The organism is Amycolatopsis sp. NPDC051045 (assembly GCF_040682955.1).
Taxonomy (GTDB): domain Bacteria; phylum Actinomycetota; class Actinomycetes; order Mycobacteriales; family Pseudonocardiaceae; genus Amycolatopsis.
The window spans coordinates 1-23,707 of the sequence record NZ_JBFBCC010000031.1 but is presented as its reverse complement, the minus strand read 5'-3'; the positions used below and the strand labels follow the sequence as shown (position 1 = coordinate 23,707).

The window sequence follows — 23,707 nt, the reverse complement described above, 5'->3', positions numbered from 1 at the left end:
CTCCGGGGTGGACGCGGGGAACTGGCTCAGTACTGACGCTGCGGCAGTGCGGCCTTGGCCGACGCCTGGTCGAACTCGGTTTCCTGGGTCTCGATGCGGGCGGGCACCTGCTCGCCGGCGGCGACCTTCTTCACCAGGTCCATCAGCTGCGGGCCGAGCAGCGGGTTGCACTCGACGATGTGGTTGATCTTGCCGTCGGCCAGCGCCTGCATCCCGTCCTTCACGGCGTCCACCGAGACGATCTTGATGTCCTTGCCCGGGACCTTGCCCGCGGCTTCGATGGCCTCGATGGCGCCGAGGGCCATGTCGTCGTTGTGGGCGTAGAGGACGTCGATCTTGGGCTGGGCCTTCAGGAAGGCCTCCATGACCTCCTTGCCCTTGGCGCGGGTGAACTCACCGGTCTGCGAGGCGACGATCTTGTACTTCGGGTCCGCCGCGATGACGTCGCCGAAGCCCTTCTTGCGGTCGTTCGCCGGTGCCGAGCCCGTGGTGCCCTGCAGCTCGACGATGTTCACCTGGCCGGTGGCGCTCCCGTACTCCTTGGTCAGCCACTCCCCCGCCTTCTTGCCCTCGGCGACGAAGTCGGAGCCGAGGAAGGTCTTGTAGAGGGACTTGTCCGGGGAGTCGATCGCCCGGTCGGTGAGGATGACCGGGATGTTGGCCGTCTTGGCCTCCTTGAGCACGGTGTCCCAGCCGGACTCGACCACCGGCGAGAAGGCGATGACCTTGACCTTCTGCTGGATGTACGAGCGGATCGCGGAGATCTGGTTCTCCTGCTTCTGCTGCGCGTCGGAGAACTTCAGTTCGACCCCGGCGGTCTTCGCCGATTCCTGGATCGACTTGGTGTTCGCCGTCCGCCAGCCGCTCTCGGCGCCCACCTGGGCGAAGCCGAGCGTGACCGCTCCGCCCGGACTACCGGACGAACCGCCGCTCCCGCAGGCGGTGAGCAGCACGAGTCCGGCCGCCGCGGCCGCCGCGGCGGCCCATCGCTTCTTCAGCACGTTCACTCCTCGATCGACGATGATCTGTGGGAAAACCTGGGTGGGGAAACTCGGTGGAACTGGGTCTGGCAAAACTCGGTGTGACAAATACCTGCTTGCGTGTTAGCGCTAACAAATCCTCGGGGACCACCGGGTCCGCACCGGCCCGCCGCGCTACCGCGGTCCGGTGCTTTCGCGCACGATCAACTCGGGGACGACCAGGGCGCGCGCGTGCCGGTCGCCTCCGTCCATCCGCCCGGCCAGCAGGCCGAACGTACGCCGTCCGACTTCGATGAAGTCCTGGCGCACCGTGGTGAGCGGCGGCGTGAAGTACGCCGCCTCGGGGACGTCGTCGAAGCCCGCCACGCGCACATCCCGCGGCACCGAGATGCCCGCTTCGGCGAACGCGCGCAGCAGCCCCAGCGCCATCTGGTCGTTGCCGGCGAACACGGCGTCCAGGTCCGGTTCCTTGGCGAGGGATCGCCCCGCCTCGTAGCCGGAGCGCGAACTCCAGTCGCCGCGGATCACCTGCGGGACCCCGACGCCGTGGCGTTCCAGGGTTTCCCGCCAGCCGAGCTCGCGGTCGCGGGCCTCCAGCCAGTCCTCCGGCCCGGCGATGTGCCACACCGTGCGGTGGCCCAGCGCCAGGAGGTGTTCGGTGGCGCGGCGGGCCCCGTCGCGCTGGTCGACGGAGATGACCGGCACCGGTGCCGTCTCCCCGCCGCCGACCGCGACGACCGGGAAGTCCGCGGGCGCGGCTTCCAGGGCCCGGCCCGCGCTGACGTGCGGGGCGATGACGATGACGCCTTCGACCGCCTGGCGGCGCAGGTTCTCCACCGCGTCGGCGATCGACGACCGGCCCGGCCGGCTGACGCTGGAGATCGTGATCGCGTACCCGGCTTCCCGGGCGGCGTTCTCGATGCCGTACAGCGTGCTGGCCGGACCGTACAGATTGGACTCGAGCGCGACGACGCCGAGCGTGCCGGTCCGCCCGGTGACCAGCGCGCGGGCCGCCGAGTTGGGCCGGTAGCCCAGTTCTTCGATCGCCGCGAGCACCCGGGCACGGGTCTCGGGGCGCACCGGGCCGGTCCCGTTGATCACCCGGGACACGGTCATGTGGGACACGCCGGCCACGCCCGCGACGTCGGTCAGGCTCGGCTGCCGCGTCCCGGCCGCGGTCGCCTTCACGGGTCCGCCGGAGCGGGGTCGTTCGGCCACCGGCGTCCCCTTCCGTCCGCTCCGACATGGTCTGCGTCACCTGTTCCGGTGACGACGAGGAGTTAGTGTTAGCGATAACACCTGCGGGGTCAACCCCGGGCCGCGTAACGGTCCAATCACGAGGCCCACCGACCGCCCCGACGACGAATTCGACGGCCCGACCTGCGCGGAGCGTCGTTTGAAATTCACCGCCCGTCAGCACCGCCCGGTGTTCAAGTGCATGTTCGACGTCCGGCACCGGACGACACGCGTCCCCGGATGGACGACACGGCGTACCCGGGCGGCCGCTGCCGTGTCGTCCGCCCAGGTACGCGAGATCGCCGTCCGGGTACGGCTCAGAACGCCACCGTGGCGGCGACGGGCAGGTGATCGCTGCCGGTCGCGGGCAGCGTCCAGGCCGCCACCGGCCGCACGCCGGAGACGAAGATCTGGTCGATCCGGGCCAGGGGCAGCGCGGCGGGCCAGCTGAAGCCGAAGCCGTCGCCGGCTTCGTCCTGCGCGGCACGCAGCCGGGCGGTGATCGGCGCGAGCGCGCGGTCGTCGGCGGTGCCGTTGAAATCGCCGACGAGCACGGTCCGCGGCGCGGATTCCGCGGCGAGGGCGTCGGCGAGCAGGCCGACCGCGCCGTCGCGGCCGTTCGCGGTGAACCCCGCGTCGAGGCGTACCCGCACCGACGGCAGGTGCGCCACGAACACCGCCACCGGCCCCTTCGGAGTGTCCACAGTGGTCCGCAGCGCGCGGGTCCACGGCATGATCGCCACCGGCTGCGTGTCGCGGAGCGGGAAGGTGCTCCAGACGCCGACGGTCCCCTGCACGGAGTGGTGGGGGTAGCCCGCGGCGAGGGCGTCCTCGTACTTCGGCACTTCGGACTTCTTCAGCTCTTCGAGCGCGATCACCTGGGCGCCCACGTCGGCCAGGGCGCGGGCGGTGCCCGCCGGGTCCGCGTTCTCGTCGTTCACGTTGTGCGAAACGATCGTGAGGTCCCCGCCCTGTTCCCGCTGGTCGACGAGCCGGCCGCCGAAGAACCCACCCCAGACCAGTGTCGGCAGCAGGAGCGAGACGAGGGCGAGCGCCGAACGCCGGACCAGCGCCGCGACCAGCAGCGGCACGACCAGCAGGCCGGTCCAGGGCAGGAACGTCTCCAGCAGGCTGCCGGCGTTGCCCGCCCAGTTGGGCACCAGCGGGTGCGCGAGCAGCAGCACCGCCGTCAGGACGGCGAAGACGGCGATGACGCGGCCGCGGCGCCACGTCCCGGCCCGGCGATCCGGCACGGACGGCGCCGGCTCGGTGGTCGCGGTCATCGGGTGGCCGCCGGCAGTTCCCGCCGGATCGCGGCGATGAGCTTCTGGCTGTTCTCGAGCGCGGCCCGCAGCCCGGCCGCCGGCGTCCCGCCCGCGTTCTGGTGGAGGACGACGCCGAGGATGAGGGCGCCGTCGTTCGCTCGCGCGGCCCACATCAGGGCGCCCCCGGCGGCGGTCGACGAGCCGGTCTTCAGCCCGATGACGCCGTCGCGGCCGAGGAGGGTGTTCGTGTTGACGACCGGGCCCGGCACGCCGTCGATGCGCAGGCTCGGGGTGGCGGCGATCGCGCGGATCACGGGGTTCTTCATCGCTTCGCGGGCCAGCCGCAGCTGGTCGGCGGCGGTGCTGGTGGTCGAGTCCTCGACCCCGCTGGCACCGGTGTAGGTGGTGCTGGTCATGCCCAGCGCCGCGGCCTGGCGGTTCATCTTCGCGACGAAGGCTTCCTGGCTGCCCGCGTCCCAGCGGGCGAGCAGGCGGGCGACGTTGTTGCCGGACGGGACGAGCATCAGGGCCAGCAGGTCCCGCTCGCTGAGCCGGCGCCCCGCGCGGACCGGCGCGCTCGATTCTTCGGCCGACGTCGACTCGGCCTCGGCCTGCTCGTCGACGGTGATCTCGGGGCCGGCCTCGTCCGGGCCGAGCGGGTGGTCCTTCAGCACCACGTAGGCGGTCATGACCTTCGTGACGCTGGCGATCGGCACCGGCCGCTGCGCACCGCGGCTGCCGAGCGAGCCCAGGTTCTGCACCTCGGCGCTGGCCTGCCCCTCGGCCGGCCACGGCAGCGAAAGGTCGACGTCCGGCCGGGCGGCGAGCGCCCGCCCGGCGGTCTCGGGCGGGAAGACCACCCAGCAGGCGGCGGCGAGCGCCACCGCCCCCGCGGCGGCCAGCCCCGCGGCGACGGGCGGGATGCGGATACGGGCCATCGGTCTCCTCCGAGTGCGGGGTGCGCTCGGCGAAGCGCACACCGGTCACTCTGCGGGGAGAAGATCGCCGGCCCGTCGGGGTTGTTCGACAGGTCTGAACCAGAAATGTCCCGATTGCGTCCCGAAAGGTGCGTGCTGAAGAACTCCACGATCACTTCCACCGGCCTGGTGCAGCCGGGCTACGGCGACGGGCGCGCCCGGCCCCGGAACCTCACGGCACGATCGCGTCGACGTACCCGCCGTCCACCCGCACCGCCGCGCCGGTGGTCGCCGAAGCGAACGGCGAACTCAGGTACACCACCAGGTGCGCGATCTCCTCCGGCTCGATCAGCCGCTGCAGCAACGATTGCGGGCGGTGCTTCTTCATGAATTCGCGCTGGGCCTCGTCCCACGGCAGGTCCTTGTCGACGAGTTCGTAGACGAAGTCCTCGACGCCGCCGGTGTGCGTCGGCCCGGCGATCACCGCGTTGACCGTGACGCCGGTTCCGGCCGCGTGCTTGGCGAACCCGCGGGACACCCCGAGCAACGCGGTCTTCGTCACTCCATAATGGATCATTTCGGCCGGGATGACGATCGCGGAATCGCTGGCGATGTACTGGATCCGGCCCCAGCCGCGGTCGGTCATGCCGGGCAGGTAGGCGCGGGTGAGCCGGACCGCGGCCAGGACGTTGACTTCGAAGTAGTGGCGCCAGTCGGCGTCGGTGATGTCCATCGGCTCCCGGGCGCCGAAGATGCCGAGGTTGTTGACCAGGATGTCGGTGTCCGGCACCTCCTCGACCACCTGGGCCGCGCCGGCCTCCTCGGACACGTCGCCCGGGGTCGGCAGGAAGTCCGCGTCCGGCACGTCCTCGCGCAGCCGCGCGATCGCCTTGTGGACGCCGGTCTCGCTCCGGCCGTTGATCGCGACCCGCGCCCCCGCCGCCGCGAGGCCCGCCGCGATCGCCGCGCCGATGCCCTGGGTGGATCCGGTGACCAGTGCCGTCTTCCCGCTCAGGTCGACCCGCATCGTGAAAGCCCTCTCTCGCTCACGTGCCTCCCTCCCGGGCGATTCAAGCACAGCTCGCCGGAGCCCACCGGCTGGAAAATCCGGTTGCCCTCCCCCGCACGCCGGCGCCACGATCGGCGCATGACCACGCACCGCACCCCGCTCCTGCCGACCGCCGCCGCGACCACCGCGCCGGTCCGGCAGCAGCCGTGCCGTCCGCGGAGGCCGAGCAGCTCCATGCCGTGAGCGGCGCGCTGCTCGCCGGCCTCGTGGCCGGGTACGGCATCGCGATCCCGGTCGGCGCCGTGGGGACGTACCTGGTGGCGCTCACCGCCCGCACGTCGCTCGGAACCGGCCTCGCCGCGGCCCTCGGCGTCGCCACCGCCGACGGGGTGTACGCGCTGGTCGCCGTGCTCGGCGGCGCCGCGATCGCCGCGGTCATCGCCCCGTTCGCCGGGCCGTTGCGGCTGCTCTCGGCGGCGATCCTCGTCGTGCTCGCGGCCCACGGCGCCGTGCGCGCGGTGCGCACCCACCGCGCCGCCACCGTGCGGCCGGTGAGGCCGCTCGCGCCCGGGCGCGCCTACGTCAGCCTGCTGGGCATCACCCTCGTCAACCCGGCCACGGTCGTCTACTTCACCGCGCTGGTGGTCGGCGACCGCGCCGGCACCGCCGTGCCGGTGCTCGACCAGGGGGTGTTCGTGCTCGCCGCGTTCGCCGCCTCGGCGAGCTGGCAAATCGCCCTCGCCGGCGGCGGCGTCCTGCTCGGGCGGGTCCTCACCGGGCCGCGGGGCCGGCTGGTGACGGCGCTCGCCTCGAGCGCGGTGATCACCGCGCTCGCCGTCCGGCTTGTCCTGGCCTGAGCGGAAAACCGGTGCCGGTGATCACCGGGCGGGCGGCGTGACGCAGGTCAGCGTCGGCACCGCCCAGTCCGCGTGGTCCTGCCCGTTGCCGTCCCCGCCGTCGGTCACCAGCAGGTCGAGCACCTGGGCGCCGGTGACGTCGACGTCGATCGGCACCGCCGCCTGCCCGCCCCTGACCACCGGGGTCGTGACGCGGCTGACGCCGTCGACCGAGACGCTGAAGCCGACGCTGCCGCCGGTGCCGGTTTCGCCGTCGACGCCCGCCGAAGCCGTCAGCCGGGTGCACGCGCCCGCCAGGTAGAGCTGGACGTCGCTCGCCGCGTGGACGCCGAGACCCTTGGCGTAGGCCACCCCGCCGATGGTCATCGGCTTGCCGTCGCCCGCGCTCGCTTCGCCGTTGCTCGTGTCGCGCTCGACCGGGCCCCAGCCGTTCGTCGCGGTGAGGAACGGCAGTGAGCTGACCGCCACCTGCCCCGCGGGCGGCGCCGGGGGCACCGCACCCACGATCCGTTCCCCGGTCACCGAGCCCGGCCGGCCCGCCTGCCGGTAGGCCACCGCGACCTTCAGCGCGGCAGTGTCCACAGTGGTGGGAGGCGTCACGGTCCAGGTGAACGTCGCCGCCTTCCCGCCGTCGATCCGCGGGACCGACGGCGGGGCCGCGGCGCCCACCGTCCACCCGGCCGGAGCGGTGAGCACCGGCCGGACGTCGAACGCCGGTGGCGCGCCCGGGGGCACCCGGACCGTCGCCGACGCGGTGAACTGCTGCCCGCCCGAGGCGGTGTCCGGCGCGGTCAGCGACACCCCGGCCGCCGGCGCCGGCGGCATCGCGTACCGCACGGGGTTGAAGCCGGGCGAGGGGTTCTGCCGGACCGTCAGCGGCGAGCGGTAGCTGCCGTAGTTCGTCCAGGTGATCTTGCCGAGGCCGCCGGTGCTGCCGTCGAGGTTCCACACCGCGACGGCGATGGTGTTGCGGCCGTTCGGGTTGAGGATCCCGTTCGGGATGGGGAAGCTGTGCTGCGGCCCGAGGTAGTTGACGTACTGGCCGAGCTGCCAGCCGTTGACGAAGATCAGGGCCCGGTACTGCCGCGCCGGGTCATCGGTGATGGTCAGGCCGAGCGAGGTGTCCTGGCCGCGCGGCAAATCCAGATCCGCCGTCGTCCGGTACCACGACACCCCGGGCGTGGTGTCCTGCGCCGGGAGGGCGGCCGGCGCCCAGCCGCGGTCCGGGAACCCGGGCAGCGACCAGCCCGCGCGCTCGCCGTAGAGGCCGCCGGTGTTGAGCGGGCCGCGGCCCGGGTCGAGCCCGGTTTCGCCGCCGCGGACCCCCTGCAGCCGCCAGGTCACCGACGTCAGCGGGGTTCCGGTGAGCCGCGCCGAGGTGAGCCCGCGCGCCGCCTTGTTGCCGTTGGCGGCCCCGTAGTCTTCTTCGTGGCCCATGTTGACGGTCAGCACGGAGATCTCGTTGTCGCCCTGCTTCAGCGCGCCGGCCGGGAAGCCGAACGTGTGCTGCGGATCCTTCGAGCTGCCGAGGAAAACGCCGTTGAGCCACGCCGAAAACGCGCCCGCCGGGCCGCCGCTCTGACTGGCCAGGGTGATCCCGGTCTGCTTCCCGTTGCCGGTGAAGTGGCCGCGGTACCAGGTGTTGCCGGTGTGGAAGCCGTAGTCGTCGGCGAAGAGCACCGGTTTCGTGCCCAGTGCCGTCGAGCTGTTGCTGGTTTCCTTGTCCGCCACCGGCCACGCCGAATCGTCGAAGCCGGGCTGGGCCTCCGGGGACTCCTGCTGGTGCTTCCAGCCGGTGAGGGCGGGCAGCGTCACGGCCTTGGCGGTGGGCGCCGTTCCGGTGAGGCTGCCGCTGGACGTCGGCTTGACCGGCACCCAGGAACCGTTCCACAGCACCAGTTTCGCCGCGCTGAAGACCTCGAACGCGCCGTCGGTGCCGGTGTCACCGGTCAGCGAGAGGATGCCGTGCTGGTCGGCCGCGGTCCGGACCAGGTGGGTGCCGCGGACCAGCACCGGGCCGGTCGCGGTGTCCTGGCGCCAGAACGTCGCCGCCGTCGCCTTGTCCGCGAGCAGCAGGAGCAGCGGTCGCGCGCCGGGGGCGGTGACGAGCACGCGGGCCAGGCCGTCGTGGGTGTAGTTCAGCCGCAGGTCGCCGCGGGCGGCGTCCCACGTGCTCGTCGCGGTGCCGTCGAGGACCTGCACGGACGGCTGCTGCGCGAACCGCAGGACGGTCTCCCCCGGCCCGCCGTGGTCCCCGTAGAGCACCGCGACGTCGCGGTTCCCGATGGCCGCGGTCGTCATGATCTCCGACGTCGAGTACTGCATCCGCGTCCGGCCGAGGTCGTAGCCGGCGACGAGGATCTTCGACTGCCGCCCGTTCAGCGTGATGCCGGTGCCGGGCTGCTGCGGCACGACCGGGTAGTAGTCGGTGCTGCCGGCCAGCAGGTCGACGGCGTCCACCACGACGTACGCGCCGCTGGCCTTCGCGTCCTTCTGCCCGGTGACGGCGATCTTCAGCGTGTGCGGCCCGGCGGGCAGGTCGCGCACCTCGTAGCCGGTGATCTGGTTCTGCTTGCCCGCCGCGTAGAGGTCGACCGAAGCCACCTTCGCGTCGTCGAGGTAGACGTCGGCGACGCCGTGGCTCGGGTCCTTCGACGTCACCCACCGGATCCCGGTGCCGGTGAACGGGACGCTCACGCTGTCCCCGGCGGTGTTCGAGAACGACTCGGTGTGCTGGTAGTCGCCGCCGGTGTAGTTGACCTCGGGCCCGACGTGGCTCCAGGTGCCGGTGTAGCCGACCTCGGTGGCGCGGTCGTCGTAGGTGTAGCCGGCGTGCGCGGCCAGGTCGAGCGCGACGCTGGTGGCGTCGGTGGCGGTGGACGTCGAGTCACTGTGGCGCAGGGTGTGGAACTGCGTGCGGGTGTCCGGGTTGATCCGGGCCGTGTCGGTGAGCGCCGGATCGGTCAGCGGCGCGCCCGCGAGCCCGTCGGTCTTGGTCAGCGGGGCGACGGACTGGGTGAAGTAGCCGATCAGCTTGTCTTCGGCGTACTTCGGGTCGAACTGCCGGGCCTCGGTGATCGCCGCGCCGTAGTCGTAGGAGGTGTAGTTCTGCGGGATCGCGCTCCAGCCCCATGACGTACCGCCGTGCAGCATGTAGAAGCTCTGGCCGGTGGCGCCGACGGCGATGTTCTGCTTGTAGAAGACGTTCGCGAACTGGTCGTTGATCAGCTGGGCGCACTTCTCGTAGCCGGGGCCGCCCCACGGGTCGAAGGCGCCGCCCTGGAACTCCGCGGTGATCAGCGGCTTGCCGGGGACGTGGTCGTAGCTGATGTCCGGCACGCCGTTCCACTTCGCCGGGTTCGAGCAGTCGAAGCCCTGCGGGTAGGAATCGGCGGCGTCGACGTCGAGCGCGGCGTCGCCGGCGTTGAACGTCCCGTTGTTGTTGCCGACCAGCGGGACGGTGATGCCGTCGGCGCGGGCCTTGTCCTCCAGGTGCTGCAGGTAGGCGCGACCGTCGGCGTTGCCGTTGTAGTACTCGTTTTCGACCTGGTAGGCCAGCACGCTGCCGGTGCCGTTGGTCAGCTGGTGGCGGGCGATGATGCGGTCGATCTGCGTCTGCCACTCGTCGGAGTACTCCAGGTAGACCGGGTCGGCGCTGCGGGTGTGGCCGGGCGTGGTGGACAGCCAGGTCGGGAACCCGCCGCCGTCGACCTCGGCGTTGATGTACGGCCCGGGCCGCGCGATGACGTAGAGGCCGGCCTGCTGCGCCAGGTCGAGGAGCTTGTCGAGGTCCCGGACGCCGGTGAAGTCGTAGACGCCCTGCTTCGGTGAGTGGTAGCCCCAGTCGAAGTAGAGCGAGGTCGCGTTGAAGCCGGCCGCCTTCATCTTCTGGAAGATGTCGAGCCACAGGTCCGGGCTCGGCAGCCGGTAGGAGTGGAACTCCCCCGACCACAGGTAGGTCCGGTTCCCGTCGACGAGGAACGAGTAGCCGTCGTAGGTGACGTTGTGCGCGGGCGGCGCCGCCGGAGCGGCCGTCGCGGCCTGCGGGATCGCGACCCCGGCGAGGGCGAACAGGACGGAAAGCAGGACGGTGAACAGCGTCCGGCGACGGGCACGGCGGGCGGCGCGCATGCGGAGCCTCCTGGAGCGGCGGGGACCACAATCGAACACGAACCTTTGCCGACTACACAGAAGCGGTCAAGATACAACACCAGGATGGATCAGTGCCGACGCCTTGTTAGCGTTAACAAATCCGGGCGAAAGGGATGGGACGTCGCAAAACGACCGGCATTTCCGGTCAGCGAAGGGCGGTGCTCTCCCGCACGACGAGTTCGGCGGGCACGAGGTGGCGGGCACCGGCGTCCCCGCCCGCCATCCGGTCTTCGAGGAGTCCGAAGGTGCGGCGGCCGACCTCGATGAAGTCCTGGCGCACGGTCGTCAGCGGCGGGGTGAAGTACGCGGCCTCGGGCACGTCGTCGAACCCGGCGACGTGGACGTCTTCCGGAACCCGGATGCCGGCCTCGGTGAACGCCCGGAGCAGGCCCAGCGCCATCTGGTCGTTGGCCGAGAAGACCGCCTTGAGCCCGCGCTTGCCGACCAGGGCCCGGCCCGCCTCGTAGCCCGACCGCGGGCTCCAGTCGCCGCGCACCACCGCCGGCACCCGCAGGCCGCGTTCCTCCAGAGTGTCGCGCCAGCCGCGTTCCCGGTCGCGGGCCTCCAGCCAGTCCTCCGGCCCGGCGAGGTGCCAGACCGTCCGGTGGCCGCGGGCCAGCAGGTGCTCGGTGGCGCGGCGGGCCCCGTCGTACTGGTCGACCGAGAGCACCGGCACCGGCGCCGACTCCCCGCCGCCGACCGCCACCACCGGGATGTCCGACGGCGCCGCCGCGAGCGCGCGCCCGGCCGTCACGTGCGGGGCGATGACGACGATCCCTTCGACCGCCTGGCGCCGCAGGCTCTCCACCGCGTCGCCGATCGACGTCCGGCCCGGCCGGGTCACGCTGCAGATGGCGACGCCGTACCCGGCCTCGCGGGCGGCGTTCTCGATGCCGTACAGGGTGCTCGCCGGCCCGTAGAGGTTCGACTCGAGCGCGACCACGCCGAGGGTGCCGGACCGGCCGGTGACCAGCGCCCGCGCGGCGGTGTTGGGCCGGTACCCGAGTTTCTGCACGGCGGCCAGGACCCGCTCGCGGGTTTCCGGACGGACCGGTCCGCTCTCGTTGACCACGCGCGAGACCGTCATGTGCGAGACGCCGGCCATGCCGGCGACGTCGGCCAGACTCGGCTGCCGCGGCCCCGGCGGAGACGTCCGCGTCTGCTCCCCCGGCTTCGCCCGGTCCACCACCCTGGCCCCCTCGATCTCGTACCGTGTCCCCACCTCCGAGACGGTACCGCCGAATCGACGCGTTCCGGACGTCCCGCGCCGCGCCGGGACCGGCCGAGCGGACGAGAAAGCGCTTTCACGACGGTCGTGACACGCTGAGGGGCCGCCGAGCGCCCCGCCGGTGCGGCTTGCTTCACGGCTCGGTCGGCGCCGGTGACCCGGCAGCTCGTCCTGCGGGCTCCCGGCAGCGTGGCCCCGCCGCGGCGGGGACGGGTTCGATCGATTTTCCGGCCTCCCGGCCGCGGCGGGCAGCTCCTTTCGCCGAGGTCTCCGGCGGTGCCGCGGTCGCCGTCGTGGCCACGCTCGTCGTCAGGGCCGGCGGGACCACGGGCAGCGGCCCCGACTCGGCGGGCCCCGGCGGCCGCACCGCCGCGGCCATGCCCAGCATCGCCACCACCGCGCCGGCACACGTCCCGGCGAGCAGCCTCGCACTTCTTCTGTCCATACCGGCTCTTGTCGGCCGGCCGCCGCGGCGTTCCCCGGATGTGGCGTGCGTCTCATCCGGACGGGCGGGCGGGGACGCGGGCGGCGGGCCGCGACAACCAGTAGCGTGACCAGAATCGTCGAACGGCTGGACCGGCCCGACCTCGCCGCACGGGATCCGAAGGAGATCTTCGCGCGGCTCTTCGACGAGTACGCCCCTCCCCTGCGCGGCTACCTCGCGGGCCGGGTGGGCGTGCACGTCGCCGACGACCTCGTGGCGGAGACGTTCGTCGTCGCGCTGCGAAGACGGGCGAGCTACGCCCCGGAGAAGGCGCCGATCCGCGGCTGGCTGTACGGGATCGCCACCAACCTGCTGCGCAACCACGTGCGCCAGGAGGTCCGCGGGTTCCAGCTGACCGCGAAGGCGGGTGCCGGGGACCGCCCGGCCGAAAACCACGACGCCGCGGTCGCCGGCCGGGTCGACGCGGCGGCGCGCCTGCGCGTGCTCGCCGCCGAACTCGCCGCACTGTCCGAACAGGACCGCGACGTCCTGCTGCTCACGTCCTGGGCCGGGCTCGAACCCGCCGAAGTCGCCGAGGCGCTCGGCGTACCCGCGAGCACGGTGCGCTCGCGCCTGCACCGCGTGCGCCACCGGCTCCAGGCCCTGCTCGTCCCCACCGAGGAGAACCACTCATGAACGAGCTCGACGAAACCCTCGAGCTGCTCCACCGGGAAGCCCGCACCGCCCCGGCCGACCTGTCCGCGGCCCGCGCCCGGCTGCTGGCCGAGCTCGACGCCGAGCCGGCCGCCCCCGTCGTCCCGCTGCGCCCCAAGCGCCTGCGCCGGTTCGCCCTGCCGGTCGCCGCCGCGGTGGCCGGTGTGGTCGCGGTGACCACCGTCCTCGTCCGGCAGCCCCCGGCCGGGCCGGCCGCCGCGCCGCCGCCGGTGCGCACCTCCGCGCCGGTCCCGGCGGCACCGGTGCCGACCGCGGCGGCCCCGGACATCCGGCTGATGTCGGCGGCCCAGGTGCTCACCCGGGCCGCGGACCTGACCGTCGGCGCGGCCGACCAGCCCGTCGGGCCCGGGCAGTTCCGGTACGTCGCCGAGCACACGTGGGTGCGGCGCGGCGTCCAGACCGGCGACGCCACCGGCTACACCTACCTGTGGGAGCAGGAGGTCGACCGCTGGATCCCGGCGGACGAGCACGACGTCTGGCAGGAGACGCGCAAAATCCTGAGCACCGGGAAGTTCCTCGGCGGTTCGGTGCCGCAGTCGCAGGCCCCCGAGCCGGAGATCACGAACACCGACCAGGGGCAGTGGCAGGGCCGGTGCGGCGACTTCTTCCCGAAGAGCAAGCCCGCGAAGAAGTGCGGTGACGCCGGCGACTGGGACAGCCCGGCGTTCTACGCCGCGCTGCCGCACGACCCGGCCGCGCTGTACGCGAAACTGCAGCAGCTGACGAAGGGCCGCGGCTCGACGCCGTCGGTCATGTTCCACTTCGGCATCGAGATCCTCCGCGCCGGTCAAATGCCGGCGCAGCTGCGGGCGCAGTGGTACCGGGCGCTGGCGAAGATCCCGGGCATCACGGTGCTGGCCGCGGAGGCGAACCTCGACGGCCGCACCGGCGTCGCGCTCGGCCTCGACGACCGCCACGAAATCCGGCAGCTGATCATCGACCCGGTCACCGGGCGGTTCATCGGCGAACGCACGATCGCCGGAGCCGAGCCCGAGGAACCGTGGATCGAGCCGGGTACCGAAATCGGCGCGAGCGCGATCACGACCGCAGTCGCCGGCCGGCTCGGCGAAGTCCCGCCGAAGTAGCCCGGCCACGGGCTCCTGGCCGGCAGCGGCGCCGGCCGGGAGCCCGGTCAGTCCGGTCAGTCCCGGGCGAGGCGCACGCAGCAGAAGCCCGGGTGCGGATCCAGCCGGGCCCGGAGGGCACGGTCGCCCACGGCGTCGAGCATGCCTTCGACCAGGCCGAGGTTCATCTCGCAGACCAGCCGCGTGTGCGTCACGGCCAGCCGGTGGAACGGGCAGTTGCCGAGCAGGACCTCGCCGTCCTCGACGCGCGGCTCGAAGCCGTGTTCTTCCAGCGTGCCGAGGATTTCCGGGGCGCCGGCGGCGAGCTCCGCCCCGCGTTCGCGGGCGCACCGCATCAGGATTTCCCGCGGCGAGCCGCCGGTTTCGCCGGCCTCCTCCACCGCGGTCGCCAGGAGCCGGCCCGCCAGCTCGTACTGGCGTTCGGGCAGGGAGACGCTCACCTGCCGGTCCGACCGGCGGTACAGCTTCGCCGGGCGGCCCGCGCCCGGCCCGGTGCGGCCGGTGCGGCGTTCGTGGCCGACGGCCAGCAGCCGCTCGTCCACCAGCCGGTCGAGGTGGAACGCGACGGTCGCCCGGGGCACGCCGAGGGCCGCGGCGACGTCGTCCCGGCTCACCGGCTCCGGGCAGCGGACGACGTACTCGTACAGCCGGCGCCGGGTCGGCTCGTCGAGCGCCGCGACCGCGGCCAGTGCCTCCGCCTGGGTTTCCTGCATCAGCGCACTCTAAAACAAATAGCTGTTGACGAAAACCCCCGGGAGCTTCTAACGTCGCCTCGACTTGATTTTAGAAGGAGGCACGCCCGTGACCGTCGATCCCGTGAGCGCACCGGTCCCGCTGCGGCACCTCGGTGTCGTCCCCTCCCGCGACGACGTCGACCTGCACGCGGCGGAGCGCGCGGTCGCCGACCTGCTGCGGGCGCTGGGGAAGGACCCGTCGTCGGAACACCTCGGCGACACGCCGCGGCGGGTCGCCCACGCCTACGCGGAAATGCTGCAGCCGCGCGACTTCCGGCTGACGACGTTCCCCAACGACGAGGGCTACGACGAGCTCGTGCTGGCGAAGAGCATCCCGGTGCAGTCGCTGTGCGAGCACCACCTGCTGCCCTTCCGCGGCGTCGCGCACGTCGGCTACCTGCCCGGCGACCGGATCCTGGGCCTGTCGAAGCTCGCCCGCGTCGTCGAGATGTTCGCGCGGGACCTGCAGGTGCAGGAGCGGCTGACCAAGCAGGTCGCGGACTGGCTGCAGGAGCACCTCGCGCCGAAGGGCGTCGGCGTCGTCATCGAGGCCGAGCACCTGTGCATGTCGCTGCGCGGGGTGCGCGCGACCGGGGCGCTGACCGTGACGTCGTCGCTGCACGGCCTGCTGCGGGAGGAACCCAAGACGCGGCAGGAGTTCTTCGCCCTGTCCGGGGTGAGCGCCTGATGGACACCTTCGTCGTCGCCGGCGCCGGGCTGACCGGCGCGAAGGCCGCGGAAACCCTGCGCGCCGAAGGATTCGCCGGGCGCGTCGTCCTGGCCGGCGCCGAGCCGGACCTGCCGTACGAGCGGCCGCCGCTGTCGAAGGGCTACCTGCTCGGCCGGGACGACCGGGCCTCGGTGTTCGTCCACGACGAGCAGTGGTACGCCGACCAGGACATCGAGGTGCTGACCGGCCGGCGCGTCACGGCGCTGGACCGGGCCGCGCACGAGGTCGAACTGGCCGGCGGCGACCGCCTCGGCTACACGAAGCTGCTGCTGGCGACCGGGGCATCACCGCGGCGGCTGCGGGTGCCCGGCAACGACCTGGACGGCGTCCACTACCTGCGCCGGCTCGCCCACGCCGACCGGCTGCGCGACGCGCTGGCTTCCGGTGGCCGGGTCGTCGTGGCCGGCGCGGGCTGGGTCGGCCTGGAAACCGCCGCGGCCGCGCGTCACGGCCGGGTGGTCGCCGGGCTGCACGTCAACAAGTGGGACGAGGGCCTCGACGCGGTACGTGAGCTGATCCTCGGTGGACGGACCGTGGACCCGGACCGGCTGGCCGACCCGGCCCGGCCGCTGACGGACTAGCGGCGCCCTCGGGACGCGGCCCGGCAAGGGCCGAGTCTGGCCACCCGGCTTTGCGCGGCCGATCAAGGGCCGAGCCGGGCCTGTCCACCCGGGCCTGTCCACCCGGGCCTGTCCACCCGGGACCGTCCGGCCGATCAAGGCCGAGTCGGGCCTGTCCACCCGCGACCGTCCGGCCGACCAAGGCCGAGCCGCGCCCTATCCACCCGCGACCGTCCGTCCGGCCGGCCGGCATCCGAGCCGGGCCTGTCCACCCGGGACGGCCGACCGACCAGACCCGGCCGGCACCGTCCATCCGGGATCGGCTACTCCTCCCGCCGGTGCCGGCCGCGCCGTGCACCGGCGATCGCTCGTACCCGGGTCGCCAGATCACTCCGGCGCGCCCGGTGGGCGTACGCCAGCAGCGCCTCCGCCTGAGCCTGCGGCAGCCATCCCTGGTCCGCGCCCGTCTCCAGGCGCAGCAGGTGGGTCACCAGCTCCCGCGACTCCTCGTCGTGCTCGCCCGCCCGCTCCGCGAACCGGCGGGCCGCCTCGGCCTCGCCGTCGCACCACGCCGTCATCGCCAGCAGCGTCGCCGTGGCCGTCAGGATGTCGCCGCGGTGGACGCCTCCCTCCGCCGCCAGGTGCTCCGCCAGCTGGAAGCTGCGCGTGCCGACCCCGCCGGCCCCTTCGCGACGCACCGCGTCCGCGAGTGCCCTGATCTGCCGCGTGACATAGTCCCCGCCCGACAACCCCGCCATGCCGTCCCCTCCGCCGCGCACGCCAAGCCGTGCGTCACGGGACAGGTGTACTCCATCGGCGGCCGGATACGTCGAACGCCCCACCGGTTACGTCCGAACAGTCCGGAATCTAGCCCGATCGTCCCGGTTCGGCCCGGCGCTGGGACATGTAGACCGCCGCCGAGGTGCGCCGCTCGACCCCGAGCTTGTGCAGCACCGACGAGACGTAGTTCTTCACGGTCTTCTCCGCCAGGAACAGCCGCTCGGCGATCTGCCGGTTGGTCAGGCCCTCCGCGACGAGGTCCAGCACCCGCCGCTCCTGCGGGCTCAGCTGCTCGTACCGCGGATCGGGGGCCGAGGCGTTCTCCCCGCGCAGCTTGTTCATCACCGACGCCGTGAGCGTGGCGTCCAGCAGCGAGCCGCCGGCGGCGACCGTGCGGACGGCCTCGACCAGCGACCGGCCGGAAACCTGCTTCAGCATGTACCCGGCCGCGCCCGCCATGATCGCGCCGAACAGCGCTTCGTCGTCCGAATAGGACGTCAGCATCAGGCAGGCGGGCGGCGGGTCCAGGGTGGACCGGATCTCCCGGCACACCGCCACCCCCTCGCCGTCGGGCAGCCGGACGTCGAGCACGGCCACGTCCGGGCGGGCCTGCGGGATCCGCACCAGCGCCTCGGCCGCCGTGCCCGCCTCCCCGACCACCTCGATGTCCGCCTCGGGCTCGAAGACGGTCTTCAGCCCGGTCCGGACCAGCTCGTGGTCGTCCAGCAGGAACACCCCGATCGTCATCGTCCACTCCCCTGCTCGTCGGCCGATACCGGCAGTTCTGCGGTCCATTCCAGCCGGGCGCCGCCGTCCCCGGCCGCCGCCAGCACGCAGTGGCCGCCCCACCGGGCCGCCCGCGCGGCCAGGTTGGCCAGGCCGCTGACCCGGCCGGCCTCGACGGGCGGGCCGGCGCCGTCGTCGCGCACCACCAGCGTCAGCCGCCGGCCGAGCCGGTCCACGGTGACCTCGACCGACGAAGACTTCGCCCGCGCGTGCCGCGCGACGTTCGTCAGCGCTTCGCGCAGCGAGGCGATCAGATCGGAGCGGACGGCTTCCGGCACCGCCGCGTCCAGCGGCCCGTCGAAGCCGACGCGCGGCTCGAAGCCGAGCGCGTCCCGGGCGTCCACGGCCACCCGCAGCAGCTCCCCGCGGAGGCTGCCCTGCGCCTGGGCGGGCGCCTGGAGCGAGAAGATGCTGTTGCGGATCTCGCGGATCGTGCCGTCGAGGTCCTGGGCGAACCCGGCCACGCGCGCGGCGACCCCCGCGTCGGCGATCAGCCTGCTGACGCCCTCGAGCCCGAGCCCGGTCGCGAACAGCCGCTGGATCACCAGGTCGTGCAGGTCGCGGGCGATCCGGTCGCGGTCGGAGAACACCGCCAGCTGCTGGTGCGCCTCCTGGGCGCGGGAGAACTCGACGGCGAGCGCGGCGTGCCCGGCGAACGTTTCGGCCAGCTGGACGTCGGAGTCGGTGAACGGCGACCGGTCGCGGAACTTCGCGACCACCAGCACCCCGAGGGTCTCCTCGCCGACGATCAGCGGCACCGAGATCGCCGAGTCCAGGTCCTTGACCATCGCCGGCATCGGCCCGGCGTGCTCCCGCTGTTGCTCCTGCACGCGCTCGCCGTAGTCGCGCACGACGACCGGGCGCCGGGTGGTGAACGCCATCCCGGTGGCGGTCCCCTCGGTCGGCACGGTCAGGCCGGTGAGGCGGTCGGCGTCCTCGCCCGGCGGCTCGACGACGTCGAAGACGAGCCGCCCGGGGCCGTCGGGCCGTGCGATCGCGCCCGCGGTGCCGCCGGCCACGACGCGGGCGCGTTCGGCGACCAGCCGGAGCGTGGCCCGCAGGTCCTGGGCCGAGAGCAGGGCGCGGGTGACGTCGTAGGACGCCTCCAGCCAGCGTTCGCGGCGGCGCATCCGGTCGACGAGCAGGGCCTTTTCGACGGCCATCCCGGTGGCCGCGGTGAGCGCGCCGAGCACCTCGCGTTCGTGGCGACCGAACTCCCCGCCCCCGCCGGGTTCCACCACGAGCGTGCCGAACGTCTGCGTCCCCGCGCGGACCGGCAGCTCGACCGCACCGGCGCCGAGGGCGCCCCGGCCGTAGTCGGCCATCCCGCACTCGGCGAGGTCCAGCCGGCCGCGCCGGGCGCCGAGCAGTTCGCACGTCGCCGTGACCGCGCGGTGCAGCAGTGCCGGCAGCTCCAGCTCGCGGGCGATGCCGCCCACCGCCGCCAGGATCGCCGGCATGCTGATTTCGTCCGCCACTTTCCCGTCGACCCCGCTGGTTCCGCCCGTACCCGGGCCTGTCCCGGGCCGTCAAGGGTCCCACAGGCCACTGCCCGTGTCGGCCCAATCCGGTTCGTCCATCCGGTGGGTCGATGGCGGCCGCCGCTGCGTTACGGCGACGGCGGGATCACTCGGCGTGGCAGACGATGCGGTGACCGCTGATCGTCTCGGCCGGGATGCGCAGGAACCGGCGGCCCGTCCGGGCGGACGCCGGGCACGGGCAGGCGGGGTCGCCGAGGTCGACGGCGCCGGCCTCGGTGGCGCGCCCCAGCAGGCTGACGTACCAGCCGGCGCCGAGATCGGCGGCGAGGTCGTCCGCTTCGAACGCGACGACGGCGTCGCGCGCACCCGCGTACAGCGGACTGCCGGCCGGTACGGCGAACACCACGGCGTCGTCGACCACGGTGAAGCGCACCGGTCGGACCGCCGGCATCGCCCGGTGGGTGAAGATCACCCGGCCGAGGCTCGCCGTCCCGAGCAAGGCGAGGCACTGCTGCCGGTCGAGCAGCAGCCCGAAGCCCACGTCTTCCACCATCTCGTCCCTGTGTCTTCTGCCGTGAAATTCCCGGCCACCAGCGTGATCGGTGCGCCCGGTTCGCCGATAGGGCCGTTCGGCCCGGCCCCCCGGCGACGGCGGCCGGGCACATCCGGGCTCGGCCGGCCAGGGCCGGAAGACCCGGTTCGCGACGGCCGCCCGGCCGGTGTGGCGGGCACGGGGAGTGACCTAGCGTCGTGACCGTCCGTCGCCGAGAGCGTGAGAGGGGGTGAGGCGGATGCCGCCGCACTCCACCGAGGGTCGTCCCGCGCCCACGGCGACGTTCCTCGACCCGGCGCTCGTCCGGTCGGCGGTGCAGGGCAACCGCGCCGCGGTGGCCGGGCTGCTGCGCGCGCTGCGGCCGATGGTGTTCCGTTACTGCCTGGGCCGGCTGCGCACGTGGCAGAACGGTTCGTCGGACGCCGAGGACTGCGCCCAGGACGTGCTGCTCGCGATCGTCCGCGCCCTGCCGGAGTACCGCCTCGAACCCGACGGCTTCGTGCCGTTCGTCTTCGGCATCGCCGCGCACAAGGTGGCCGACTTCCACCGGCGCCGGGCGCGCGACCGCACCAGCCCGGTCGCCGAACCCCCCGCCGTCCGGGCGGGCGGCACGGACCCGACGGGCGACGAGGTCGAGCGCTCGGCCGCCCTCGACTGGTCGACCGGCCTGCTCGACACGCTTCCGCCGCGCCAGCGCGAAATCCTCGTCCTGCGCATCATCCTCGGCATGACGGCCGAGGAGACCGCCGCCGCCGTCGGCCTCGCCAGCGCCGGCGCGGTCCGCGTCGCCCAGCACCGGGCCCTGACCACGCTGCGGCGCAACCTCCTCGCGCACCACGAGGCGACATCCTGACGCCGGGACCGCTGATCGCGCGTGCCATCATGCCCCGGTGTCCCCGCTGCTGATCGTCGTCGGCGGCCTGCCCGCGACCGGCAAGACCACCGTCGCCGCGAAACTGGCCCGCCGCACCGGCTTCGCTTCCTGCGCGTCGACACCATCGAGCAGGCGATCCTGCGCAGCACGCCCCTCGGCCGGCCGCTGGGGCCGGCCGGCTACGTCGTCGCCCGGGCGGTCGCCGCCGACCTGCTCCGGACCGGGGCGAGCGTGATCGCCGAATGCGTCAACCCGCTCGCCGTCACCCGGGACGCCTGGCGGGCGACGGGCCTCGACGCCGGGGCGCGGGTGCTCGAAACCGAGATCGTCTGCTCCGACCCGGCCGAACACCGGCGGCGGGCGGAAACCCGCGACCCCGGCATCCCGGGGCTCGTCCCGCCCACCTGGGCGGAGATCGTGGCCCGCGAATACGAACGCTGGGACCGCGACCGGCTCGTCGTCGACACCGCCGGGCGGTCGGTCGGCGAAGCGGTTTCGGTCATCACCGCGGCCTTCGCCGACCAGAAGCCGTGAATGGGCGTCGAGGTCGCCATTCACCCATTCCACGGTTATTACCGAGACCAGACGGACTGCGGGCATTCCGCACGCCTCACCCAGGGATACGGATGCCGGTTCAGCTCGGTTCAAACTTTTTTCCGCCGACCGTGACGCAACGAGACAAGGCCAGGTCAGAGCCCACTTTCGTCACGGAAACACGAACCGGGCCTGACGGTTCGTGACGACCGGAAAGAACTTCTTGCCCGGTGTCAAACGCCCGTGTAGGTTCCATAACGGAACGATAACCAGCCGGTTGACGGCGCGGCCACGGGCAGGTGACCGTGCGCCCACTGATGTCGGGTCAGTGGACCAGCCGGGCATCGTTCCTTGCCGACAAATCCTGCACCACCCCGCCTGATCGGGGCGAGCCTGGGCTCGCGTCCGTTCAGTGTCGCGCGGTCCCGCCAGCCCGACACCCCGGAGGATTTTCCCATGTCCCGCACCCAAGGACGGCATCGTCTTTCCCGCAGAACGAAGATCGCGACCGGCGGCCTCGCCCTGGCGATCGCGGTCGGCGGCATCGTCGTCGCGACGACCACCGGCAACACCGGTGAAGCCAGCGCCGACGAAGCGGACCCCGCCTTCTTCGTCGACATCCTCAAGGTGAAGCCGAACCAGTTCGACCCGCGCCCGGTCACCGGCGCGGCGACGGGCACGTTCACCGTCGACTGCGGCCGCAACGAAAACCAGCACTTCAACCCGGACAACTTCATCGCCCAGCCCGGTGTCCGCAACGGCGCCCAGCACCTGCACGACTACGTGGGCAACCTGTCGACGAACGCCGACTCGAACAACAAGAGCCTGGTGAAGGCCGGCACCACCTGCCGCAACGGCGACAAGTCCGCCTACTTCTGGCCCGTGGTCCGCATCGACACCGGCGAAGAGGAGAAGAACGAGCCCGCCAAGGTGCCCGACGGCGACCGGGCGCAGGCCGACCGCGAGGCGCAGAGCGTCCAGGTGGCGTGCCCGGACGTCGCCAGCAAGCTGACCGACATCCCCGACCAGGCCATGGCCGAGGTCGACGGCAACCTGGACCAGCTCGACACCCAGGCCGACGAGGCCAACAAGCGCATCGCCGCGACGCAAGGCCAGGGCGGCCCGGACTTCGTGCGCAACGCGATCCTGAACCCGCTCAAGGACCGGCGCGCCGCGATCATCGACCGGATCGCCATCGCGATCGGCCGGTTCGCGCAGAAGCCGCGTGACCTCGGCGGCCTCGCGCCGTGCGCGACGAAGCCGGGCAAGGACACCGGAACGCCGACACCGCCGCCGAGCACCCCTGCCGGCGGCGCGCTGCCCGGACAGGACGAGAACAACGAGCTGCCCGGCAACGACGGCAAGATCCTGCGGCCGCAGCGGGTCCAGCTCACCTTCCGCGGCAGCCCGGTCGGGAAGGTCGTGGCGATGCCGCGCTTCCTGCGCGTGCTCTACGGCGACGCGAAGGTCTCGACCAACGGGCCCGCCAACGCCAAGGCGAGCTGGACGTGCACCGGCTTCGAGAACCGCCTCGTCGACAAGTACCCGATCTGTCCGGAGGGCAGCAAGGTCAAGCGCGTCCACACGTTCCCGAGCTGCTGGGACGGCAAGAACACCGACAGTGCCAACCACCGCACGCACATCGTGTTCCCCGACCGGTTCGGCCGGTGCGGCAACGGGTTCAAGGCGGTGCCGCAGCTGCAGATCTCGCTGACCTACGACATCCCGCGGGACATCCAGCTCAAGAAGCAGTACAAAGTGGACGCTTTCCCGCAGGAGAAGCACAACCCGCTGTCCGACCACGACGACTTCGCCAACGTGATGTCGCAGCGGATCATGAACGGCCTGGTGAACTGCGTGAACCGCGGACGGACCTGCCGGGCGTGACCTGAGGACCGGCGGCGCACCCGGGGATGGTGCGCCGCCGGTTCCGCGCCAGAATGGCGCAATGGTCACCGGTGACGAAGTCCGCGCGTTCGCCTCCACCCTCCCGCGTGCCTACGAGGCAATCGTGCGCGACCGGATCAAGTTCCGGGTGGGACAGATCGTGTTCGTGGCGTTGTCGGCGGACGAGACCCTGATGGGCTTCGCCTTTCCCCGCGAGCAGCGGGAAGCGCTGATCGCGGCCGAGCCCGGCAAGTTCCTGCTGCCCGAGCCGTCGGACCTGCGTTTCCGGTGGATGCGCTGCCGCCTCGCGGCGATCGACCAGGCCGAGATGCGCGAGCTGGTCGTGGAAGCGTGGCGGATGTGCGTGCCGAAGAAGGTCTGGACCGCGTATGCGGAGACCCACCCGTTCTGACGACCACCCGATCGACCGTGAAGGCCTCCTCGCCGGCGCTGCCGGTGCGGAGGCCTTTCGCCGTCGTGGTCCGTGCGTACCTCCCGCACGGACCATGACGAACGCACGGGCCGGGTGTGCGCACCGCATTCCAGAAGACGTCGACGTGCATGCCCGGGACCCATTCTTGTTCACGTCACCCCGACCCGGTGGCGCCACCGGGAAACACTCGACATCCCTTCAGGAGGAATCATGATCTCGACCTTCGAGCGCCCCTCGGCCGTCGTCGTCCACAACCGCGCCGTGGTCCACAACCGCGCGGTCGTCCACAACCGCGCCGTCGTCCACAACCGCGCCGTCGTGCACAACCGCGCTTCCGCCAAGTAATCACGGCCAAGCCGCCGGCGTGCCGCGGCCCCGCTCCGGGGCCGACTGGATCGTCCGGGAGGTGCTGCGGGCGGTCCCGGTCTACGCCCGGCCCGGGGACGGTTCGTAGATGTAGTAGTTGT

The 23,707-nt window shown here is 72.7% G+C and carries 23 protein-coding genes; 10 read left to right on the top strand and 13 right to left on the bottom strand.

Annotation, left to right across the window (positions count from 1 at the left end; genetic code table 11):
- Positions 1 to 26: 26 nt before the first annotated feature.
- The 5 genes from AB0M80_RS39760 to AB0M80_RS39740 form a co-directional block, all read right to left on the bottom strand.
- Positions 27 to 1,007: an ABC transporter substrate-binding protein gene (locus AB0M80_RS39760; protein WP_364575267.1), complete on the bottom strand. Its 981-nt coding sequence runs from the start codon at positions 1,005 to 1,007 to the stop codon at positions 27 to 29.
- 147 nt (positions 1,008 to 1,154) lie between these two features.
- Positions 1,155 to 2,198 (bottom strand): LacI family DNA-binding transcriptional regulator, encoded by a 1,044-nt coding sequence (locus tag AB0M80_RS39755; protein ID WP_364575265.1) that lies wholly within the window; start codon positions 2,196 to 2,198, stop codon positions 1,155 to 1,157.
- A 335-nt stretch (positions 2,199 to 2,533) separates the two neighbouring features.
- Positions 2,534 to 3,499 (bottom strand): endonuclease/exonuclease/phosphatase family protein, encoded by a 966-nt coding sequence (locus tag AB0M80_RS39750; RefSeq protein WP_364575263.1) that lies wholly within the window; start codon positions 3,497 to 3,499, stop codon positions 2,534 to 2,536.
- Positions 3,496 to 4,419, bottom strand: a complete 924-nt coding sequence (locus tag AB0M80_RS39745) for a serine hydrolase (protein ID WP_364575261.1) — start codon at positions 4,417 to 4,419, stop codon at positions 3,496 to 3,498. The genes AB0M80_RS39750 and AB0M80_RS39745 overlap by 4 nt, the downstream gene beginning before the upstream one ends.
- A 211-nt stretch (positions 4,420 to 4,630) precedes the next feature.
- On the bottom strand, positions 4,631 to 5,425 hold the full coding sequence (locus tag AB0M80_RS39740) for an SDR family oxidoreductase (RefSeq protein ID WP_364575259.1): 795 nt from the start codon (positions 5,423 to 5,425) through the stop codon (positions 4,631 to 4,633).
- A gap of 221 nt (positions 5,426 to 5,646) precedes the next feature.
- Here AB0M80_RS39740 and AB0M80_RS39735 point away from each other — a divergent pair, with 221 nt between their 5' ends.
- A complete protein-coding gene (locus AB0M80_RS39735) occupies positions 5,647 to 6,264 on the top strand; it encodes a LysE family transporter (protein WP_364575257.1) in 618 nt (205 codons plus the stop codon).
- 21 nt (positions 6,265 to 6,285) lie between these two features.
- Here AB0M80_RS39735 and AB0M80_RS39730 read toward each other — a convergent pair whose 3' ends face one another.
- The 3 genes from AB0M80_RS39730 to AB0M80_RS39720 form a co-directional block, all read right to left on the bottom strand.
- Positions 6,286 to 10,395 (bottom strand): beta-galactosidase, encoded by a 4,110-nt coding sequence (locus AB0M80_RS39730; RefSeq protein ID WP_364575255.1) that lies wholly within the window; start codon positions 10,393 to 10,395, stop codon positions 6,286 to 6,288.
- A gap of 166 nt (positions 10,396 to 10,561) precedes the next feature.
- Positions 10,562 to 11,605 carry a LacI family DNA-binding transcriptional regulator gene (locus AB0M80_RS39725; protein ID WP_364575346.1) on the bottom strand — a complete coding sequence of 348 codons (1,044 nt, stop codon included), beginning with the start codon at positions 11,603 to 11,605 and terminating at the stop codon, positions 10,562 to 10,564.
- 172 nt (positions 11,606 to 11,777) lie between these two features.
- On the bottom strand, positions 11,778 to 12,089 hold the full coding sequence (locus tag AB0M80_RS39720; protein WP_364575253.1) for a hypothetical protein: 312 nt from the start codon (positions 12,087 to 12,089) through the stop codon (positions 11,778 to 11,780).
- Between the two features lie 105 nt (positions 12,090 to 12,194).
- Here AB0M80_RS39720 and AB0M80_RS39715 point away from each other — a divergent pair, with 105 nt between their 5' ends.
- Entirely contained in the window at positions 12,195 to 12,764 is a 570-nt protein-coding gene (locus AB0M80_RS39715; RefSeq protein WP_364575251.1) for an RNA polymerase sigma factor, read from the top strand.
- Entirely contained in the window at positions 12,761 to 13,888 is a 1,128-nt protein-coding gene (locus AB0M80_RS39710; RefSeq protein WP_364575250.1) for a CU044_5270 family protein, read from the top strand. The genes AB0M80_RS39715 and AB0M80_RS39710 overlap by 4 nt, the downstream gene beginning before the upstream one ends.
- A 56-nt stretch (positions 13,889 to 13,944) precedes the next feature.
- Here the strand turns inward: AB0M80_RS39710 and AB0M80_RS39705 are convergent, their stop codons facing one another.
- Complete coding sequence (locus AB0M80_RS39705; protein ID WP_364575248.1) at positions 13,945 to 14,601, bottom strand: helix-turn-helix domain-containing protein; 657 nt, start codon at positions 14,599 to 14,601, stop codon at positions 13,945 to 13,947.
- A gap of 121 nt (positions 14,602 to 14,722) precedes the next feature.
- Between AB0M80_RS39705 and folE the strand changes: the two genes are divergently transcribed.
- Positions 14,723 to 15,310 (top strand): GTP cyclohydrolase I FolE, encoded by a 588-nt coding sequence (gene folE, locus AB0M80_RS39700; RefSeq protein ID WP_364575344.1) that lies wholly within the window; start codon positions 14,723 to 14,725, stop codon positions 15,308 to 15,310.
- On the top strand, positions 15,310 to 15,933 hold the full coding sequence (locus AB0M80_RS39695; RefSeq protein ID WP_364575247.1) for an FAD-dependent oxidoreductase: 624 nt from the start codon (positions 15,310 to 15,312) through the stop codon (positions 15,931 to 15,933). Before folE ends, AB0M80_RS39695 begins: the two co-directional genes overlap by 1 nt.
- 302 nt (positions 15,934 to 16,235) lie before the next feature.
- Here the strand turns inward: AB0M80_RS39695 and AB0M80_RS39690 are convergent, their stop codons facing one another.
- The 4 genes from AB0M80_RS39690 to AB0M80_RS39675 form a co-directional block, all read right to left on the bottom strand.
- Positions 16,236 to 16,670, bottom strand: a complete 435-nt coding sequence (locus AB0M80_RS39690) for a hypothetical protein (protein ID WP_364575245.1) — start codon at positions 16,668 to 16,670, stop codon at positions 16,236 to 16,238.
- 109 nt (positions 16,671 to 16,779) lie between these two features.
- Positions 16,780 to 17,439, bottom strand: coding sequence for a response regulator transcription factor (locus tag AB0M80_RS39685; RefSeq protein ID WP_364575243.1), 660 nt, complete (start codon positions 17,437 to 17,439; stop codon positions 16,780 to 16,782).
- The gene (locus tag AB0M80_RS39680; protein ID WP_364575342.1) at positions 17,436 to 18,938 is read right to left on the bottom strand and encodes a GAF domain-containing protein; all 1,503 of its coding nucleotides are present in this window, start codon (positions 18,936 to 18,938) and stop codon (positions 17,436 to 17,438) included. Before AB0M80_RS39680 ends, AB0M80_RS39685 begins: the two co-directional genes overlap by 4 nt.
- Positions 18,939 to 19,104: 166 nt before the next feature.
- Positions 19,105 to 19,512 (bottom strand): pyridoxamine 5'-phosphate oxidase family protein, encoded by a 408-nt coding sequence (locus AB0M80_RS39675; protein ID WP_364575242.1) that lies wholly within the window; start codon positions 19,510 to 19,512, stop codon positions 19,105 to 19,107.
- A 238-nt stretch (positions 19,513 to 19,750) separates the two neighbouring features.
- Between AB0M80_RS39675 and AB0M80_RS39670 the strand changes: the two genes are divergently transcribed.
- The 5 genes from AB0M80_RS39670 to AB0M80_RS39650 all read left to right on the top strand — a co-directional run bounded on the left by AB0M80_RS39670 (position 19,751) and on the right by AB0M80_RS39650 (position 23,585).
- A complete protein-coding gene (locus tag AB0M80_RS39670; RefSeq protein ID WP_364575240.1) occupies positions 19,751 to 20,365 on the top strand; it encodes a sigma-70 family RNA polymerase sigma factor in 615 nt (204 codons plus the stop codon).
- Positions 20,366 to 20,386: 21 nt separating this feature from the next.
- Positions 20,387 to 20,920 (top strand): adenylyl-sulfate kinase, encoded by a 534-nt coding sequence (locus tag AB0M80_RS39665; protein WP_364575238.1) that lies wholly within the window; start codon positions 20,387 to 20,389, stop codon positions 20,918 to 20,920.
- A 456-nt stretch (positions 20,921 to 21,376) separates the two neighbouring features.
- The gene (locus AB0M80_RS39660) at positions 21,377 to 22,807 is read left to right on the top strand and encodes a DUF1996 domain-containing protein (RefSeq protein ID WP_364575236.1); all 1,431 of its coding nucleotides are present in this window, start codon (positions 21,377 to 21,379) and stop codon (positions 22,805 to 22,807) included.
- Positions 22,808 to 22,868: 61 nt separating this feature from the next.
- Entirely contained in the window at positions 22,869 to 23,219 is a 351-nt protein-coding gene (locus AB0M80_RS39655; protein WP_364575234.1) for an MmcQ/YjbR family DNA-binding protein, read from the top strand.
- Between the two features lie 231 nt (positions 23,220 to 23,450).
- Complete coding sequence (locus tag AB0M80_RS39650; RefSeq protein ID WP_268747407.1) at positions 23,451 to 23,585, top strand: hypothetical protein; 135 nt, start codon at positions 23,451 to 23,453, stop codon at positions 23,583 to 23,585.
- Positions 23,586 to 23,707: the final 122 nt, after the last annotated feature.